The following is a 17,501-nucleotide window of genomic DNA, read 5'->3' on the forward strand; positions in this document are numbered from 1 at the left end:
CGGTGTCCGAGAGCGTGTCGCCTGCTGGCAAAGGGTGACGCCTTGACAACAAACCCTGGAGTCTCAAATGGTTGCTGCGAGAATCCGGTTGTACGTGTACAATTGAACTCAATTTGACACAGGGACTTGGAGGCTCCAGCCCATGGCCCGCGCGCCAGGCAAGACCGAGAGGCTCGATAAAAGCACCCGACGCAGCCTCACCGTGCTGGCAGACGCCACCGCGGAAGTGGTCGGCCGCAACGACGTCTACGAGGCGATCGCCAAGGTCGCCTCCGACGGCGAGGAGAGCGATTTTCAGACGGCGCGCGACAAGTTCGACCACATGGACGTGGGCGACCGGGTCCGCATCCGCTCCCAGGCGATCGAGACGCTTGAAGGTAGCGACAAGAGTAAGGGCAAGCCGGCGCGGGCCGAGCAAGAGGAGCCGGAACAGCTCGACTGGGCCAAGCAGATGATGACCAGCTTTCCGAAGCTGTCCGAAGGTCTGGACGGGGACAAGGGCGACACGTAGAGCACGATCGGTTCAGATCGACCCGATCTGAACTGTGAATTTGCTCTAGCCCTTCAGCACCGCCTCGAACGCCTTCACGCCGGCGGCCGGGCCGTCGGGATAACCCCAGACCGCATTGATCACCGCCAGGAAATCCGCCCCCGCTTCCACCAGCGGTCCGCAGTTCTGCTGGGTGATGCCGCCGATGGCAACGCAGGGCACGGTCATCATCTCCGCCCACCACTCCACGATCTCCAGCGAGGCCATGGTGCTCTCGTCCTTGGAGGTGGTCGCGAAGAAGGCGCCGAAGGCGACGTAATCGGCTCCGGCCTCGCCGGCTTCCATCGCCAGATGGCGGCTGTTCTTGCAGGTCACGCCGATCTGCGCGCCCGGGCCCATCAGCTTGCGCGCCTGGGCGTAGGGCGTGTCGTCCTGGCCCACATGGCAGCCGTCACAGCCGGACTTCACCGCCAGGTCCGGGCGGTCGTTCATCAGCAGCGGCACGCCGCGCTGGTGGCAGACCGGCAGGATCGCGTCGGCGGCGCGCAGGATGGCGTCGTCGTCCACGTCCTTCAGCCGGAGCTGCAGGCAGGCGACCGGGCCGGCGTCCAGGGCCGCACCCAGATCCTCGCAAAACGCCGCCACGTCGGGGAGACGCGGCGGCGTGATCAGGTAGAGTTCCGATGCCATGGAGGCGCGGCTCACTTGCCCTTGTAGATGTCGATGATCTGATCGAGCATCGCCAGGGCCTCGTCGCGCGGGCGCTGGAAGGTGTTGCGGCCGATGATGGAACCGTTGGCACCACCCTCGTACAGGCCGCGGATCTCCTCCATCAGGCCGTCCAGGCCCTTGGCGTCGCCGCCGGAGAAAACCACGATGCGGCGGCCGTTGAAGCTCGACTGCATGACGTGACGCACCCGCTCGGCCAGGGTCGAGGTCGGGATGTTGTTGCTCTCATAGGCCTTGCGCGCGGCCTCCAGGCCGATGCCGGCCTTCGGCGGCTTGACCTTGATGATGTGCGCGCCCATCAGCGCCGCCATGTGCGCCGCGTAGGCCGAGATGTCGACGGAGGTCTCGGCCTCCTTCGACAGGTCGCCGCCGCGCGGGTAGGACCACATGACCACGGCGAGGCCGACGGCCTTGGCCTCCTCGGCCATCTCGCGGATCTGGCCCATCATCTCGAACTGGGAGTCCGAACCCGGGTAGATCGTGAAGCCGATGGCCGAGCAGCCGAGCCGCAGGGCGTCGCCCACCGAGCCGGTGATGGCCTGGGACGGGCCTTCCTTGTCGCGGGCGAGGCTGTTGGAGGAGTTGACCTTCAGGATGGTCGGGATCGCGCCGGCGAAGCTGTCGGCGCCGGCCTCCAGCATGCCGAGCGGGGCGGCATAGGCGCTGAGGCCCGCGTCGATCGCCAGCTTGTAGTGGTAGTGCGGGTCGTAGCCCTCCGGGTTCGGCGCGAAGCTGCGCGCCGGGCCGTGTTCGAAGCCCTGGTCGACCGGCAGGATGACGAGCTTGCCGGTGCCGCCGAGCTTGCCCTGCATCAGGATGCGGGCGAGGTTGGCCTTGGTCCCCGGATTGTCGCTCTCGTAGCAATCCAGGATCTTCTTGACCTTCTGGGTGATCTTCATGGGTGCTCTCCTCGGATCGCGCGGGTCTTAGAGGGTCTTCGCCAGGGCGGCGGTGGTGTCCAGCATGCGGTTGGAGAAGCCCCACTCGTTGTCATACCAGGACAGCACGCGGACCATCTTGCCCTCGATCACCTGGGTCTGGCCCAGATCGAAGGTCGAGGAGTGGCTGTCGTGGTTGAAGTCGGTCGACACCAGCGGCTCGTCATTGATGCCGAGGATGCCCTTCAGCGGACCATTGGCGGCGTCGGAGATCGCCTTGTTGACCTCCTCGATGCTGGTGTCGCGCTTCGGCACGAACTTGAAGTCGATCAGGCTGACATTGGCGGTCGGGACGCGCACCGAGGTGCCGTCCAGCTTGCCGGCCAGTTCCGGCAGCACCAGGCCGACGGCCTTGGCCGCACCGGTGGAGGTCGGGATCATCGACTGGGCCGCGGCACGGGCGCGGTGCAGATCCTTGTGCAGGGTGTCCAGGGTCGGCTGGTCGCCGGTATAGGCGTGGATCGTGGTCATGTAGCCACGCTCGATGCCGATGGCGTTGTTCAGCACGAAGGCGACCGGCGCCAGGCAGTTGGTGGTGCAGGACGCGTTGGAGATGACCTCGTGCTCCGGCTTGAGCTGGTCGTGGTTCACACCGTAGACGACGGTCAGATCGGCGCCGGTGGCCGGCGCGGAGATGACCACCTTCTTGGCACCCGCCTCGATGTGCTTGGCGGCCTGCTCGCGCTTGGTGAAGATGCCGGTGCAGTCGAGCGCGATATCTACGCCCAGGTCCTTGTGCGGCAGGTTCGCCGGGTCGCGCTCGGCGGTCACCTTGATCTTGCCGAGGCCGATATCCATCCAGTCCTCGCCGGTGGTCACCTTGCCCGGGAAGCGGCCGTGCACGGTGTCGTAGCGGAACAGGTGGGCGTTGCTCTCCACCGGGCCCAGATCGTTCACCAGAACAACCTCGATATCGTCGCGCTTCGACTCGTACAGCGCGCGCAACACGAGGCGGCCGATCCGTCCAAACCCGTTGATCGCAACCTTCGTGGCCATCGTTTCTCTCCTCCGAGTGTCGTCACATAACTGATTGTCAGGTGGGGATATGGGTCAGATCGACGCCATTAACACCACTAGATCCGCGCCTTTACCGCACCCGCGACGTCGCCTGCGGTGATCCGGAAGTGCGCGTACAGTTCCTGATAGGGGCCGGACTCGCCGAAACCGGACATGCCGATGAAGACGCCGTTCTCGCCCAGCAGGCGGTCCCAGCACTGGCGCACGCCGGCTTCCACCACCACGCGCACGCCGGAACCGAGCACCTCTTTGGTGTAGGACGGATCCTGGGCGGCAAAAAGTTCAAGCGACGGCATGGAAACCACCGCGGTCGGCACGCCGTCGGCCTCGAGCTGGGCCTTGGCGGCCATGGCGATCTCGATCTCGCTGCCGGTGGCGATCAGCGTCGCCTTGCGGGCACCGGTCGCCTCGGCCAGGACGTAGCCGCCCTTGGCCGACAGGTTGGCCTGCGAATGCTCAGTGCGCACGGTCGGCACGTTCTGGCGGGTCAGCGCCAGGACGCTCGGGCCGGAGACCCGCTGCAGGGCGAGCTGCCAGGCCTCGGCGGTCTCCACCGCGTCGGCCGGACGGAACACCGCCAGGTTCGGGATCGCGCGCAGGGCGGCCAGATGCTCCACCGGCTGGTGGGTCGGGCCGTCCTCGCCGAGGCCGATGCTGTCATGGGTCATGACGAAGATGCAGCGGATGCCCATCAGGGCGGCGAGGCGGATCGACGGGCGGCAGTAGTCGGTGAAGACCAGGAAGGTGCCGCCATAGGGGATGACGCCGCCATGCAGCGCCATGCCGTTCATCGCCGCCGCCATGGCATGCTCGCGCACGCCATAATGCAGGTAGCGGCCGCCATAGTTGTTCTTGTCCAGGATCGCCTGAACGCCGACCTTGGTGTTGTTCGAACCGGACAGGTCGGCCGAGCCGCCGAGCAGCTCCGGCAGCACCGGGGCGATCACTTCCAGCGTCTTCTGCGAGGAGACGCGGGTGGCGAGCTTCGGCTGCTCGGCGCTCAGCGCCTTCTTGTGGGCGTCGATCGCGTCGGCCAGTTCCTTCGGCAGGGCGCCGGACAGGGCGCGCTCGAAATCGGCCTTCTTGCCCGACTTGGACAGGCGGGCGGTCCAGGAATCATAGGCATCGGCGCCGCGTTTGCCGAGCGAGAGGCCGAGCTTGGCCACGGCGTCGGGAATCTCGAAGGGACCGTGCGGCCAGTTGATCGCGGCGCGGGTGCCGGCGATCTCCTCGGCCCCCAGCGGCGAGCCGTGGGACGAGGACTTGCCGGCCTTGGTCGGCGCGCCGAAGCCGATGGTGGTGCGGCAGGCGATCAGCGACGGGCGCGGATCGGCGGCGGCCTCGGCCATGGCGGCGGCCAGCGCCTTCGGATCGTGGCCGTCGCAGTTCACCACATGCCAGCCGTAGGACACGAAGCGGGCCTGCACGTCGTCGGACAGGGTGAGGTCGGTCGGTCCGTCGATGGAGATCTTGTTGTCGTCCCACAGCACATTCATTCGGCCGAGGCCGAGATGGCCGGCCAAGGAGGCGGCCTCGTGGCTGACACCCTCCATCAGGCAGCCGTCGCCGGCGATGACCCAGACCCGGTGGTCGATCAGGTCGTCGCCGAAGCGGGCATTCAGGTGGCGCTCGGCGACCGCCATGCCGACGGCGTTGGCGAAGCCCTGGCCGAGCGGGCCGGTCGTGGTTTCGATGCCGGCGGCGGCCCCGTATTCCGGGTGACCGGCCGTCCTGGAGCCGAGCTGGCGGAACTTCTTCAGCTCCTCCAGCGGCATGTCCTGGTAGCCGGTCAGGTGCAGCAGCGAGTACAGCAGCATCGAGCCGTGGCCGGCGGACAGGATGAACCGGTCGCGGTCGGCCCAGTCCGGATGGCGCGGATCGAAGCGCAGGAACTGCGAGAACAGGACGACGGCGGCGTCGGCCATGCCCATCGGCATGCCCGGGTGTCCCGATTTCGCCTGTTCGACGGCGTCCATGGAAAGCGCGCGGATGGCGCTGGCGAGGCTGGCGTGGTCGCCCTGGGAAAGGGCGGCGCCTGAAATCGGAGCGGAAGCGGTCATGGTGCGGTTCGCGGGCTTTTGGCGGGCGTCCAGCGACCGCCGGCGCCTCGGTGGCGCGGAACATGCCCAGGCAGGGCCGCTCCGTCAAGCGGGCCCGGCGGTCCGACACGTAATATATGGCGGGTGCGGAAGCTCACATGCCGGTTCGATTGACGGTGGGTGGAAGCGGCGGATATCATGCGGCACCTCAAGGACGGGGCTTAACTCCTTTGTTTCAGGGGGTACATCGCGGGTTTCGGGCGACGAATCGCCGGCGGTGGACGGGATTGGCGGACCAGGACGGCGGGTATGTCTCGGCTGAATGCGGCACGTGAACGGCTGGACAAGGCGGTTGCCCGTCTTGAAAAGGCGCTCGAAGGACTCGACGATTCCGACAGCGGCGACGGGGCCGCGGCGAAGGGCGAGCTTTCGGCGGTGCGCCGGGACTACGCCAAACTCTCCAAGGCGGCCGATCAGGTCGAGCAGCGGCTCGACAAGGCGATCGGTCAGCTCAAACTCGTGTTGGAGCCCTGATCCTTGGCCCAGGTCGATATCAGCATCAACGGGAAGTCCTATCGCATCGCCTGCGAAGACGGTCAGGAGAAGCGTCTCGGCGAGCTCGCCCAGATGGTTGACGCCCATGTGGCTGACATGGTGGAGCAGGTCGGCCAGGTCGGCGACACGCGGCTTCTGGTGATGGCCAGCCTGCTGGTGGCCGACGAGCTGATGGACCTGCGCGACGCCGCCAACGAGGTGGACGAGGGGGACGAGGAGTTCTCGCCGAACGAGATCGAGGACATCTCCCTCGCCATGGAAAGCCTGGCCGAGCGGATCGAGCGGATCGCCGGCCGCCTGGAAGGCGCCTGAACGGCGGCTCTCCCGGTCTTCCCGCGGATCGACGGTACAGACACCCACATCTTCGCTTGAATTTGCCGGGCCCGGGTTTACGTTGAGGTCAGCGACGGGGCGGCGCGGTTTGTCAGGCCGCACTTTACCCCTGGGGCTATAATCTCTCTGAGGGAGCTGCCTCTTTCGGGATCGTGGTCTCGGAATCGCGGCGCCCACCTGCTTTGCAGGCCACAGAGGGTATGCAAATGCCAACGGCCGAGGCGGCTCCGTCGCACCGAATTTCCTAGGGCCTGTGCCCAGCGTGTCGTGCGCCTTGCTCGGGCGGAGCGGCTGCGGGAACCCGTTTCACCCGACCCTAGAGACGCAATGTCCGATCCCATACCCGATCCCCCCATTCTCGATCCCGATGAACTCAGCCGCGCCAAGGCCGAGTTGCGGCTGCGCATGGCGCGCCAGCGTCAGAGTCTGGCCGCGGACACCACGGACGCGGCGAACCGGCTGGCGATGCACCTGTCCGCCGCGGTGGCGCCGTCCTCCGGCTCGGTGGTCTCCGGCTACTGGCCGATGCGCGACGAGATGGACCCGCGCCCGTGCCTGACCTCCTTCTGGTCGAACGGCTGCCGCATCGCGCTGCCGGTGGTGCCGGAGGACAAGCAGGGGCTGATCTTCCGCGCCTGGGAGCCGGACGAGGAGCTGGTACCCGGCCCCTACGGCACCTCGGAGCCGGGTCCCGAGGCGGAGATCGTCTACCCGACCCTGCTGCTGGTGCCGCTGCTGGCCTTCGACCGGCGCGGCCGGCGGCTTGGCTATGGCGGCGGCTATTACGACCGCACGCTCGCCTCCCTGCGCGAATGGCAGACGGTCCAGGCGATCGGCGTGGCCTATGCCGGCCAGGAGGTGGAAGCGGTCCCCGCCGGGGCGCATGACGCCCTGCTGAACGGCTTCGTGACCGAGAACGGTTTTATTGAAATTTCGGAGTAGAGCGTGCGTCTGTTGTTCCTAGGCGACATCGTCGGACGGTCCGGCCGCGAGGCGGTAATCCATCATCTTCCCGGCCTGATGCGGGATCTCGACACCGACTTCGTCGTCGTGAATGGGGAGAACTCCGCCCACGGCTTCGGCATCACCGCCAAGATCTGCGGCGAGCTCTACGATGCCGGCGTCGACGTGATCACCACCGGCAACCATGTCTGGGACCAGCGCGAGATCCTCGACGCCATCGCCGAGGACGACCGGCTGGTGCGCCCGATCAACTTCCCGCCGGGCACGCCGGGCAAGGGGGCGGTGGTGCACGAGACCCGGGACGGCCGCCGGGTGATGGTGATCAACGCCATGTGCCGACTGTTCATGGACCCGCTCGACGACCCCTTCGCCGCGGTGGAGAAGGCGATCGACGGCACCGCGCTCGGCGGCGACGTGGATTTCATCCTGATCGACATCCACGGCGAGGCGACCAGCGAGAAGATGGCCTTCGGCCACGCCTTCGACGGCCGCGTGTCGCTGGTGGTTGGGACCCACACTCATGTGCCGACGGCCGACGTCATGGTCCTGGCCAACGGCACGGCCTATCAGAGCGACGCCGGCATGTGCGGCGACTACGACAGCGTGATCGGGATGAAGAAGGAATACCCGGTCAAGCGCTTCACCACCAAGCTCCCCACCCCGCGCCTCGAGGCGGCGGACGGCGAGGCGACGGTCTGCGGGATCTTTGTCGTGACGGATGATCGCACGGGTCTGGCGATCAGCGCCGAGCCGCTTCGGGTCGGCGGGCTGCTGGCGGAGACGATGCCGGTGGGGTGAGGTGGCTCGTCCTTTTTCCATCTCCCACGTCATCCCGGCCGAGACCGGATCTAATCCGGGCTCGGGCCGGGACCGAGCTGTTTCGGGGTCGGAGATTTGATCCTGATTTGCATCAGGATGACGGCAAGGGTTTAGCGAAAACGACACCGTCGTCCTGATGCAAATCAGGACCATGACTTTTCCCCATCCGCCGCTCGGTCCCGGTCTTGCCCCGGATCAAGTCCGGGCCAAACCGGGATGACGGTTGTTGTTGAAGAATTCGAGGCAGTAGAGCGCACGCCCCCGCCTGTGCTAAACCCCCGCGCGGCGCCGTGTCGGTGCCGGGGCGACAGGGCTGAAGCCGTGCGTCGCAACCCCACATCTGGTATAGAGAGACGATTCGCGCCACGAACGGTCGCGGACGGGAGCGTTTGGAAATGGCCGGTCATTCCCAGTTCAAGAACATCATGTACCGCAAGGGCGCGCAGGATAAGAAGCGCGCCAAGATCTTCACCCGCCTGACCCGCGAGATTCAGGTCGCGGCGAAGACCGGCGGCGAGGATCCCGCATCGAATCCGGCGCTGCGCACCGCGATCGCGGCCGCGCGCAAGGAGAACATGCCCAAGGACAATATCGACCGCGCCATCAAGAAGGGCTCCGGCGGCGGCGACGACTCCAATTGGGAAGAGGTGCGCTACGAGGGCTACGGCCCGGGCGGCGTGGCCATGATCGTCGATGCACTGACCGACAACCGCAACCGCACGGCGTCCGAAGTCCGCGCCGCATTCTCGAAGTTCGGCGGCAATCTGGGCGAGACCAACTCGGTGTCCTTCATGTTCAACCGGGTCGGCCAGATCATCTATCCGGCGGATGTCGGCAGCGCCGACGACGTGCTGGAGGCGGCGATCGAGGCCGGGGCTGAGAACGCCGAGAGCTCCGAGACCGAGCACGAGATCACCTGTCCGGTTGAGGACTTCAACACCGTGCGTGAGGCGCTGGAAGCCAAGCTGGGTGAGCCGCAATCGGCCGGCCTGACCTGGAAGCCGCTGAACACCGTGGCGGTGGACGAGGACCAGGCGGGCACGTTGATCAAGCTGTTCGACACCCTGGACGACAACGACGACGTGCAGCAGGTCTCGGCGAATTTCGACATCGCCGACGACGTGATGGCGAAACTGTCGGCCTGATCCCGGACGTAGTCCGGGGCAGGGTTGACACGACGGAGAGGCGCATGCGGCTGATCGGGCTCGACCCCGGCCTCAGGAATACCGGTTGGGGGGTGATCGAGACCGACGGCGTGCGCCTGCGCCACGTCGCCGACGGCACCGTCCATTCCGACGGCAAGGCCGATATCGCGACCCGGCTGGTCCAGCTCTACGACGCCATCCAGGACCTCATCGAGCGCTTCAGGCCGGACGAGGCCGCGGTGGAGGAGACCTTCGTCAACCGCAACCCGGAGAGCACCCTGAAGCTGGGTCTCGCCCGCGGCGTGGTGCTGCTGGCCCCGGCCAAGGCCGGCCTGCGGGTCGCCGAATACGCGCCCAAGCGGGTGAAGAAGGCGGTGGTCGGCACCGGCAGTGCCGAGAAGGAGCAGGTCCAGGCGATGATCGCCACCCTGCTGCCCGGCGCGAAGATCAAGAGCCCGGACGCGGCCGATGCGCTCGCCGTCGCCGTCTGCCACGCTCATTACGTCCAGTCCCGCGCCTCCTTCGGCCAGTCGGCCGGCGTGGCGGCGCGCAAGACCGGGTCGGTCACCGACATGGCCCCGGGGCTGGAGCGGGCGATCGCCGCGGCGCTGGCCAAGGAAGCCGCCGGAGGAGGAAGCCGATGATCTCGCGCCTGAAGGGCATTCTCGACGGCACCGGCGACGGCCAGGCGGTGATCGACGTCAACGGGGTGGGCTATCTGGTCTTCTGCTCCGGCCGCACGCTGAGCGCGCTGGGCAATGTGGGCAGCGCGGTGAAGGTCGAGGTGGAGACCCATGTCCGCGAGGACCACATCCACCTCTACGGCTTCTCCAGCGGCTCGGAGAAAGCGGCGTTCCGCATGCTGCAGACGGTGCAGGGCGTGGGGGCCAAGCACGCCCTGTCGATCCTGAGCGTGCTGTCGCCGGACGAGTTGTTCACCGCCATCGCCGCCCAGGACCGTACCCTGCTGACCCGCGCCGACGGTGTCGGCCCGAAGCTGGCGACCCGCATCGTCAACGAGTTGAAGGACAAGACGGTCAACGTGGCGCTGGGCATCGCCGCCGACGCGCCGGCGGCGGCCCGCACCGCGGCGGTCAAGGCGGCCGGCAGCGACACGCTGAACGACGCCGTTTCCGCCCTGGTCAATCTCGGCTACGGCCGGGCCGAGGCCTATGGGGCGGTGCAGGCGGCGCAGTCCGCGCTCGGGTCTGACGCGGCCCTCGACCGGCTGATCACCGGCGGGCTGAAGGAGCTGGCCGGGTGAGCGGCGACTGGGACGACGAGGTGGACGACGGCGACCGCCTGATCGACGGCGAGCGTCGCCCGGAGGATATGGGCGAGACCACCCTGCGCCCGCAGACCCTGGACGACTTCACCGGCCAGAAGAAGGTCCGCGAGAACCTCAAGGTCTTCATCGACGCCGCCCGCGGCCGGGGCGAGGCGCTGGACCATGTCCTGCTGTTCGGCCCACCGGGTCTCGGCAAGACCACCCTGGCGCAGATCGTGGCGCGCGAGCTCGGCGTGAACTTCCGGGCGACCTCCGGGCCGGTGATCGCCAAGGCCGGGGATCTGGCGGCGCTGCTGACCAACCTTCAGCCGCGCGATGTCCTGTTTATTGACGAAATACATCGCCTTAATCCTGCCGTAGAGGAAGTGCTGTATCCCGCCATGGAGGATTTTCAGCTCGACCTCATCATTGGCGAAGGGCCGGCCGCGCGATCGATCCGCATCGATCTGGCGCCGTTCACCCTTGTCGCCGCGACGACCCGGTCAGGGCTGATCACCACGCCGCTGCGCGAGCGGTTCGGCATCCCCCTGCGGCTGCAGTTCTACGAGCCGGAGGAACTGACCCGGATCGTCAAGCGCGGCGCCGACCTGCTCTCCTTCGGCCTGACCGAGGACGGGGCCGGCGAGATCGCCCGGCGGGCCCGCGGCACCCCCCGGGTCGCCGGCCGTCTGCTGCGCCGGGTGCGCGACTTCGCCAGCGTCGCCGGCAAGCAGGTGGTGGATGCGATCCTGGCCGATGCGGCGCTGACGCGGCTCGACATCGACCAGCGCGGCCTGGACGCCATGGACCGGCGCTATCTCGGCTGCATCGCCGAGAATTACGGCGGCGGGCCGGTGGGGGCCGAGACCCTCGGGGCGGCGCTCGGTGAGCAGCGCGACGTGATCGAGGAGGTCATCGAGCCCTATCTGATGCAGCAGGGTCTGATCCAGCGCACGCCGCGCGGACGGATCCTGTCGGCCGCGGGCTGGCGCTATCTCGGAATCACGCCGCCGAAATCCGTGGAGGCCCAACTCGACCTGCTCGGCCGGGGGGAGGACGATGTCTGAACCTTTCCGCTTTCCCGTGCGTGTCTATTACGAGGACACCGATGCGGGCGGGGTAGTCTACCACGCCAACTATCTGCGGTACGCCGAACGGGCCCGCACGGAATTTCTGCGGGCCGGCGGGGTCGAACAGCGGGAGATGCGCGAGGCGGAGGATTTCGCCTTCGTGGTGCGCCGCTGCACGGTGGACTACCGGGCGCCGGCGGTCCTGGACGACGCGCTCGAGGTGGTCACGCGGATCACCGGGGTGCGCGGCGCGGCGCTGGAGGCGGTGCAGGAAGTGATCCGCCAGGGCGAGACCGAGCCGCTGGTGGTGCTGGACCTGGTGATCGCCGGGGTGAATGGACGCGGTCGGCCGGCTCGGCTGCCGCAGAGGATACGGGATCTGGTCGGCGCCGCCGCCCCAGCCTGACGTTAGGGACTTGAAGGCCGGGCATCGGCAAGAAGGAAGAGGAAGTCGATGGAGCAACTTGCACAAGCGGTGGTCGACACGACCCAGAGCGCGGCCCCGGGTCTGACGACGCCGGGACTGGCGGCGCCCGCCGTGGCCCTGTCCCACGAGCTGAGCATGTGGGGCCTGTTCATGCAGGCCGACGTCGTGGTCAAGGTCGTGATGCTCCTCCTCATCGTGGCGTCGATCTGGAGCTGGGCGATCATCTTCGAGAAGATCCTGAAGATGCGCCGCATGCGCCGCCGCGCCAACGAGTTCGAGGACGCGTTCTGGTCGGGCGGCTCGCTGGAGGATCTGTACGACCGCATGGGCAGCCACCCGGCCGACCCGATGTCGTCGATCTTCTCCTCGGCGATGCGCGAATGGCGCCGCTCGGCGGCCAAGGGCCTGACCCAGCGCTCCAACGACCTGCGGGCCAGCCTGCGCGACCGGCTCGACCAGATCATGCACCTGACCATAAACCGGGAGATGGAGGCGCTGGAGAAGCGCATGACCTTCCTCGCCTCGGTCGGCTCCACGGCACCCTTCGTCGGTCTGTTCGGCACGGTCTGGGGCATCATGAACAGCTTCCAGGCCATCGCCGCCTCGAAGAACACCAGCCTGGCGGTCGTGGCCCCCGGCATCGCCGAGGCGCTGTTCGCGACCGCGCTGGGCCTGGTCGCCGCCATCCCGGCGGTGGTCGCCTACAACAAGCTGTCCAGCGACCTCGGCCGCTATGCCGGCCGACTGGAGGGATTCGCGACCGAGTTCGGGTCGATCCTCTCGCGGCAGCTGGACGAGGGACGGTAGGACGTGGCCGGCGGCATCATCAAACGCGGCGGACAGGGCACCAGCCGGCGCCGCAATCCGCCGCTGAGCGAGATCAACGTCACGCCGTTCGTCGACGTGATGCTGGTTCTGCTGATCGTCTTCATGGTGGCGGCTCCGCTGCTGACCGTCGGCGTGCCGGTCGATCTGCCGAAGACCAAGGCGGCGCAGCTCACCGACGAGGTGGAGCCGCTGGTGGTCACCGTGCGGGCCGATGGCAGCCTGTACCTGCAGGAGACCGCGATCTCCCGCGAGGAGCTGGTCCCGAAGCTGGTGGCGGTGTCGGGGGCGAACCCCGACCTCAGAATTTTCGTCCGGGGCGACAAGTCCATCGCCTACGGATCCGTCATGGAAGTGATGGGCCAGATCAGTGCCGCCGGGTTCGCCCGGGTCGCCCTGCTGGCGGAACTTCCGGAGGAGTCGGCGGGCGGCAACTGACGGCCCGGTCGGCGGTTTCCCAGGTGAACCCTGCCGATCCGGAGCGGCGACGGCCCAACGAGGAGCGTGACGAGCGAAGATGAACGTGGCTCTGGTCCTTTCGATCCTGCTGCACGCCGGTGTGCTGGCGTTGGCCGTTTTCGGCCTGCCCAAGCTTGCCCGCGACGAGGTGATCGAAAACCGCCTGGTCGTCGTCGACGTGGTGACGGTGTCCGAGGTCACGAACGCCCCGCCGCCGGTGGAGAAGACCACGCCGGACAAGACTCCGCCGCCGCCGCCGGACACCACTTCCCAGCCGGACAAGACGCCGCCGCCTCCTCCGCCGCCGGCATCCCGGCCGGCCCCGCCGCCGCCTCCGGCACCGACGGAGACCGCCAAGCCGGCTCCGGCGCCCGCACCGACACAGGCCGCCAAGGCCGCACCGCCGCCCGAGCCGGCCCCAGCCGTGAAGCCGGAGCCCGTGCCGGTGCCGTCGCAGAAGCCGGAGCCGCCGAAACCCGAGCCGGAGAAGCCGGAACCGGTGCCGGTGGAGAAGCCGAAGCCGGACGTGCCGAAACCGGAAGTGCCGAAGCCCGAGCAGCCCGAGGTCGCGAAGGTGGAGCGCGTGGAGGATCAGGCTCCGGCCCCGGTCCCGGTCGCGCGCCCGACCCCGCCGGAGCGCCCCAAGCAGGTGGCCGAGAAGGAGGCGCCGAAGACGCCGGAGAAGCAGGAGCCGGAGAAGAAGACCGACAACTTCCTCAACGTCCTGAAGACCGTCCAGAACCTGAAGAAGGACGCGCCGAAGCCGGCCCAGGAATCGCCGCAGTCGCCGATGCCTGACGCGAAGACGACCGCGCGCAACTCGAACTTCGATCCGAACCAGACCCTGTCGGTGTCGGAGATGGACGCGATCCGACAGCAGATCAGCAGCTGCTGGCTGGTGCCGGCCGGTGCGAAGAACGCCGCCGACCTGGTCGTCGAGATCGAGGTCCAGATGAACCCGGACCGTACCGTGCGGTCTTCCCGGATCGTGGACACGTCGCGGATGCAGAGTGACCCGTTCTTCCGCTCCGCCGCCGAATCCGCCCTTCGGGCCCTGAAATCGCCGAACTGTTCCCCGCTGAAACTTCCGCCGGAGAAGTACGACACATGGAAAAACTTCACGATCACCTTCGATCCGAAGGACATGCTGTCATGACCGACAGCGCCGACGCCGCGCTGGCCGCGGCTCCCCTGTCGTCCGAACCGGTGACCGCGCCGCGTCCGCCGCGGCCGACCGTTGACAGCGCGATGTCGCGCCGCGATCTCGCCCGCCTGTCGCTGGCCGGCCTGGTCGGCGCTTCGGGTGTGGCCGGTTTCGCCGCGCCGGCCCGCAGCGAGCTGCGCATCGACATCACCCAGGGCCGGGTGGATCCGCTTCCGGTCGCCATCGCCGATTTCAAGGGCGAGGGCGTGGAGGCGACGCGAGTCGGCCGCACCATGACCGAGATCATCTCCGCGAATCTGGAGCGCTCGGGCCTGTTCAAGCCGATCAATCCCCAGGCTTTCATCCAGTCGGACCTGGATTTCGACACGCCGCCGCGGTTCGGCGACTGGCGTCAGATCAGCGCCCAGGCCCTGGTTCACGGCCGGGTGACGATCCCCTCTCCGGGTCAGTACCGCATAGAATTTCGCCTATGGGATGTGTATGCCGAGCAGTACATGACCGGCACCTCGCTCACCGCGATCGAGGAATCCCTGCGCCGCGCCGCCCATATCGTGTCGGACATGATCTACAAGCGGATCACCGGCGAGGACGGCTATTTCGACACCCGCTTCGTTTACATCGCGGAGAGCGGGCCGCAGAACCGGCGCAAGAAGCAGCTCGCCATCATGGATCAGGACGGGGCGAACCATAAGTTCCTGACCGACGGCAACACCCTGGTCCTGACGCCGCGCTTCTCGCCGACGGTGCAGGAGATCACCTATCTCGCCTATTACCAGAACCGCCCCCGGGTCTACATCTTCAACCTGGACAGCGGTCAGCAGGAGGTCCTCGGCGACTTCCCGGGCATGACCTTCGCGCCGCGCTTCTCGCCGGACGGCAACCGGGTGATCATGAGCCTGGCCAAGGACGGCGTGACCGACATCCACACCATGGACCTGCGCACCCGCCGGGTCGCCCAGCTCACCAACACCCGGTCGATCGACACCTCGCCGACCTACGCGCCGGACGGCAGCCAGGTGGTCTTCAACTCCGACCGCGGCGGCAGCCAGCAGCTGTACACGATGGGGTCCGACGGCTCGAACGTGAAGCGGATCAGCTTCGGCGACGGCCGCTACGCCACGCCGGTCTGGTCGCCCCGCGGCGACCTGATCGCCTTCACCAAGATCACCGGCGGCACCTTTCACATCGGCGTGATGCGCCCGGACGGGTCCGGTGAGCGTCTGCTCAGCCAGGGCTTCCTCGTGGAGGCGCCGAGCTGGTCGCCGAACGGCCGGGTTCTGGTGTATTTCAAGCAGACTCCGACCGATCGCAGCGGCCGCGGCGGCACCTCAAAGTTGTATACGATCGACCTCACGGGGTATAACGAACGGGAGGTGCTCACGCCACTGGATGCATCCGATCCAGCGTGGAGCCCCTTGCTTCGCTAATCAATTAGAAGCTATAAGGAAAAACGCTCGTGGTCGGCTGTCGGGAAACTGTGCAGTCCGGCTCTACGAGTCCGGGCCCGGACAGGCCGGGTCACTTGGACCACGAGGGGGGCGGGGCGCCCGGCACCACAGAATCTCCAGAGGGACAGACCTATCATGCGCATCAAGTTTCTCAGCGTATTTGCTGCCGTCGCGCTGCTCGCAGCTTGCGAGACCGCACCCGACGAGTCGGCAAATGCGGGTTCGGGCGGCAACGTTCAGCCGACCAGTTCCACCACGGCGACGGCCCCGACCGGTCCGGCTCCGGGTAGCGCCGAAGACTTTGTCGTCAACGTTGGCGACCGCGTCTTCTTTGCTTTCGACAGCTCCGCTCTTGACGGTGAGGCCCGCACGACGCTCGAGCGTCAGGCGTTCTTCCTGCGCAAGTACCCGAGCACGTCGGTCACCATCGAGGGCCATTGCGACGAGCGTGGCACCCGCGAGTACAACCTGGCGCTCGGCGAGCGTCGCGCCAGCGCCGTCCGGGACTACCTGGTCTCCCTCGGCATCGACCCGAGCCGTCTGAACACCATCTCCTACGGCAAGGAGCGTCCGGTGAACCCGGCGTCGACCGAGCAGGCCTGGGCCGAGAACCGCCGCGGCGTCACCGTCCTCAACTGACGGTTCGCGATCGCGTAATGGACGGCGGTGCCCCGCAACCGGGCGCCGCCGTTCTTTTTTGACCGGCCGGTCTTCCTGGACCGGTTGTCCTGGCGGAGAGGATGCGGCGTCAATTTGCACGCCGCGCCATAATTCCGCCGCGAGCATCCTGGAGACTGGGACCATGATGCGCTTCGTTGCCCTAATCCTCCTCCTCTCGGCCGCGGTTCCGACGGTCGCCTCGGCGCAGCAGGACGTCAGTGGCCTGCTCAACCGCATGGCGAGACTGGAGCGCGAACTGGCCGATCTGCAGCGATCTGTCTATGCCGGCGGCCAGCCGCCCGCCTCGGTCACCGCCAACCAGACCAACCAGCTTGTCCAGCCCGACGGTGTCGGCGGTTCGCCGCTGGCGCGGATCGAGATCCGGCTGCAGCAGATCGAGGCCGATCTGCGCCGGGTCACCGGCCGGGTCGAGGAACTGGGCTTCCAGGTCCAGAATGTCTCCGACCGCATGGACCGTCTGCAGACCGATACCGACATCCGCTTCCGCGAGCTGAGCGGCGATGCCGGCGGCGTCTCGTCCGGCGAAACCAGTGGCGGCCAGACGTCCGGACCGCGCACCGAGCTGTCACCGCCGGCCGACACGACCAGCCCGACCACCGGTGCCAAGCCGCGGGACCTGGGCACGCTGTCGGGCAATGAACTCTCCACTCTGAAGGCGACCACGCCGCCGCCGGGCAATGCGACTGCGACCCAGACGGCGCTGCTGCCGGCCGACGCGTCCGTGGAGGACCAGTACAAGGCCGCCTTCGACCATCTCGTGAAACACGACCTGCCGACCGCCGAAGCGGCCTTCAAGGCCTTCCTTGAGGCGCATCCGGACGATCCCCTTGCCGGGAACGCCCAGTACTGGCTCGGCGAGACGTACTACGCGCGCGAACGCTATGAAGAGGCGGCCGTCGCGTTTCTGGGGGGCTACCAGAGCTATCCGAACAGCCCGAAGGCTGCCGACAATCTCCTCAAGCTCGGCATGGCCTTGGCTCGGATCGACCGCAAGGAGGAGGCGTGCACGACCTTCGCCAAGCTCAACGAGGACTTCCCCAAGGCGCCCACCAACATCAAGCGCCGCATGATCAACGAGACCCAGGCGCTGAACTGCGGCGGATAATCTCGGCCGCCGCCGGGGAGATCACG

Annotated in this window: 19 protein-coding genes, 1 other RNA gene and 1 pseudogene; 17 read left to right on the forward strand and 4 right to left on the reverse strand. The window is 67.5% G+C overall.

Features of this window, described 5'->3' with window-relative positions:
* Positions 1-142 precede the first annotated feature (142 nt).
* Positions 143-511, forward strand: coding sequence for a hypothetical protein (locus ACOQOP_RS01100; RefSeq protein WP_420564471.1), 369 nt, complete (start codon positions 143-145; stop codon positions 509-511).
* Positions 512-556: 45 nt separating this feature from the next.
* Here ACOQOP_RS01100 and thiE read toward each other — a convergent pair whose 3' ends face one another.
* The 4 genes from thiE to tkt form a co-directional block, all read right to left on the reverse strand.
* Positions 557-1,180, reverse strand: a complete 624-nt coding sequence (gene thiE / locus ACOQOP_RS01105) for a thiamine phosphate synthase (RefSeq protein WP_420564472.1) — start codon at positions 1,178-1,180, stop codon at positions 557-559.
* 11 nt (positions 1,181-1,191) lie between these two features.
* Positions 1,192-2,118, reverse strand: a complete 927-nt coding sequence (locus tag ACOQOP_RS01110; protein WP_420564473.1) for a class I fructose-bisphosphate aldolase — start codon at positions 2,116-2,118, stop codon at positions 1,192-1,194.
* Between the two features lie 27 nt (positions 2,119-2,145).
* On the reverse strand, positions 2,146-3,153 hold the full coding sequence (gene gap, locus ACOQOP_RS01115) for a type I glyceraldehyde-3-phosphate dehydrogenase (RefSeq protein ID WP_420564474.1): 1,008 nt from the start codon (positions 3,151-3,153) through the stop codon (positions 2,146-2,148).
* Between the two features lie 77 nt (positions 3,154-3,230).
* Positions 3,231-5,234 (reverse strand): transketolase, encoded by a 2,004-nt coding sequence (tkt, locus tag ACOQOP_RS01120; protein WP_420564475.1) that lies wholly within the window; start codon positions 5,232-5,234, stop codon positions 3,231-3,233.
* 288 nt (positions 5,235-5,522) lie between these two features.
* On the opposite strand from tkt, the gene ACOQOP_RS01125 reads away from it, so the two are divergent.
* The 16 genes and pseudogenes from ACOQOP_RS01125 to ybgF all read left to right on the forward strand — a co-directional run bounded on the left by ACOQOP_RS01125 (position 5,523) and on the right by ybgF (position 17,475).
* Complete coding sequence (locus tag ACOQOP_RS01125) at positions 5,523-5,747, forward strand: hypothetical protein (RefSeq protein ID WP_420564476.1); 225 nt, start codon at positions 5,523-5,525, stop codon at positions 5,745-5,747.
* A gap of 3 nt (positions 5,748-5,750) precedes the next feature.
* Positions 5,751-6,080 carry a cell division protein ZapA gene (locus ACOQOP_RS01130; protein ID WP_420564477.1) on the forward strand — a complete coding sequence of 110 codons (330 nt, stop codon included), beginning with the start codon at positions 5,751-5,753 and terminating at the stop codon, positions 6,078-6,080.
* A gap of 94 nt (positions 6,081-6,174) precedes the next feature.
* Positions 6,175-6,333, forward strand: a non-coding RNA gene (gene ssrS, locus ACOQOP_RS01135) — 6S RNA.
* 95 nt (positions 6,334-6,428) lie between these two features.
* The gene (locus ACOQOP_RS01140) at positions 6,429-7,043 is read left to right on the forward strand and encodes a 5-formyltetrahydrofolate cyclo-ligase (RefSeq protein ID WP_420564478.1); all 615 of its coding nucleotides are present in this window, start codon (positions 6,429-6,431) and stop codon (positions 7,041-7,043) included.
* 3 nt (positions 7,044-7,046) lie between these two features.
* A complete protein-coding gene (locus tag ACOQOP_RS01145) occupies positions 7,047-7,862 on the forward strand; it encodes a TIGR00282 family metallophosphoesterase (protein ID WP_420564479.1) in 816 nt (271 codons plus the stop codon).
* 416 nt (positions 7,863-8,278) lie between these two features.
* Positions 8,279-9,028 (forward strand): YebC/PmpR family DNA-binding transcriptional regulator, encoded by a 750-nt coding sequence (locus ACOQOP_RS01150; RefSeq protein WP_420564480.1) that lies wholly within the window; start codon positions 8,279-8,281, stop codon positions 9,026-9,028.
* A gap of 44 nt (positions 9,029-9,072) precedes the next feature.
* A pseudogene (ruvC, locus tag ACOQOP_RS01155) lies at positions 9,073-9,531 on the forward strand (crossover junction endodeoxyribonuclease RuvC); the annotation flags it as partial.
* A gap of 137 nt (positions 9,532-9,668) precedes the next feature.
* Entirely contained in the window at positions 9,669-10,292 is a 624-nt protein-coding gene (ruvA, locus tag ACOQOP_RS01160) for a Holliday junction branch migration protein RuvA (protein WP_420564481.1), read from the forward strand.
* Positions 10,293-10,360: 68 nt separating this feature from the next.
* A complete protein-coding gene (ruvB, locus tag ACOQOP_RS01165; protein WP_420566504.1) occupies positions 10,361-11,362 on the forward strand; it encodes a Holliday junction branch migration DNA helicase RuvB in 1,002 nt (333 codons plus the stop codon).
* Entirely contained in the window at positions 11,355-11,771 is a 417-nt protein-coding gene (gene ybgC / locus ACOQOP_RS01170) for a tol-pal system-associated acyl-CoA thioesterase (RefSeq protein ID WP_420564482.1), read from the forward strand. Before ruvB ends, ybgC begins: the two co-directional genes overlap by 8 nt.
* Before the next feature lie 156 nt (positions 11,772-11,927).
* On the forward strand, positions 11,928-12,599 hold the full coding sequence (gene tolQ / locus ACOQOP_RS01175; protein ID WP_420566505.1) for a protein TolQ: 672 nt from the start codon (positions 11,928-11,930) through the stop codon (positions 12,597-12,599).
* A 3-nt stretch (positions 12,600-12,602) separates the two neighbouring features.
* Positions 12,603-13,055 carry a protein TolR gene (tolR, locus tag ACOQOP_RS01180; protein WP_420564483.1) on the forward strand — a complete coding sequence of 151 codons (453 nt, stop codon included), beginning with the start codon at positions 12,603-12,605 and terminating at the stop codon, positions 13,053-13,055.
* Positions 13,056-13,140: 85 nt separating this feature from the next.
* A complete protein-coding gene (locus tag ACOQOP_RS01185) occupies positions 13,141-14,232 on the forward strand; it encodes a hypothetical protein (protein WP_420564484.1) in 1,092 nt (363 codons plus the stop codon).
* Positions 14,233-14,324: 92 nt separating this feature from the next.
* On the forward strand, positions 14,325-15,668 hold the full coding sequence (gene tolB / locus ACOQOP_RS01190) for a Tol-Pal system beta propeller repeat protein TolB (protein ID WP_420566506.1): 1,344 nt from the start codon (positions 14,325-14,327) through the stop codon (positions 15,666-15,668).
* A 156-nt stretch (positions 15,669-15,824) separates the two neighbouring features.
* On the forward strand, positions 15,825-16,328 hold the full coding sequence (gene pal, locus ACOQOP_RS01195; RefSeq protein ID WP_420564485.1) for a peptidoglycan-associated lipoprotein Pal: 504 nt from the start codon (positions 15,825-15,827) through the stop codon (positions 16,326-16,328).
* A gap of 163 nt (positions 16,329-16,491) precedes the next feature.
* A complete protein-coding gene (gene ybgF, locus ACOQOP_RS01200; protein WP_420564486.1) occupies positions 16,492-17,475 on the forward strand; it encodes a tol-pal system protein YbgF in 984 nt (327 codons plus the stop codon).
* The last annotated feature ends 26 nt before the right edge of the window (positions 17,476-17,501 follow it).

Origin of the sequence: Thalassobaculum sp. (assembly GCF_965223715.1) — a bacterium.
In the GTDB taxonomy this organism is placed as follows: domain Bacteria; phylum Pseudomonadota; class Alphaproteobacteria; order Thalassobaculales; family Thalassobaculaceae; genus Thalassobaculum.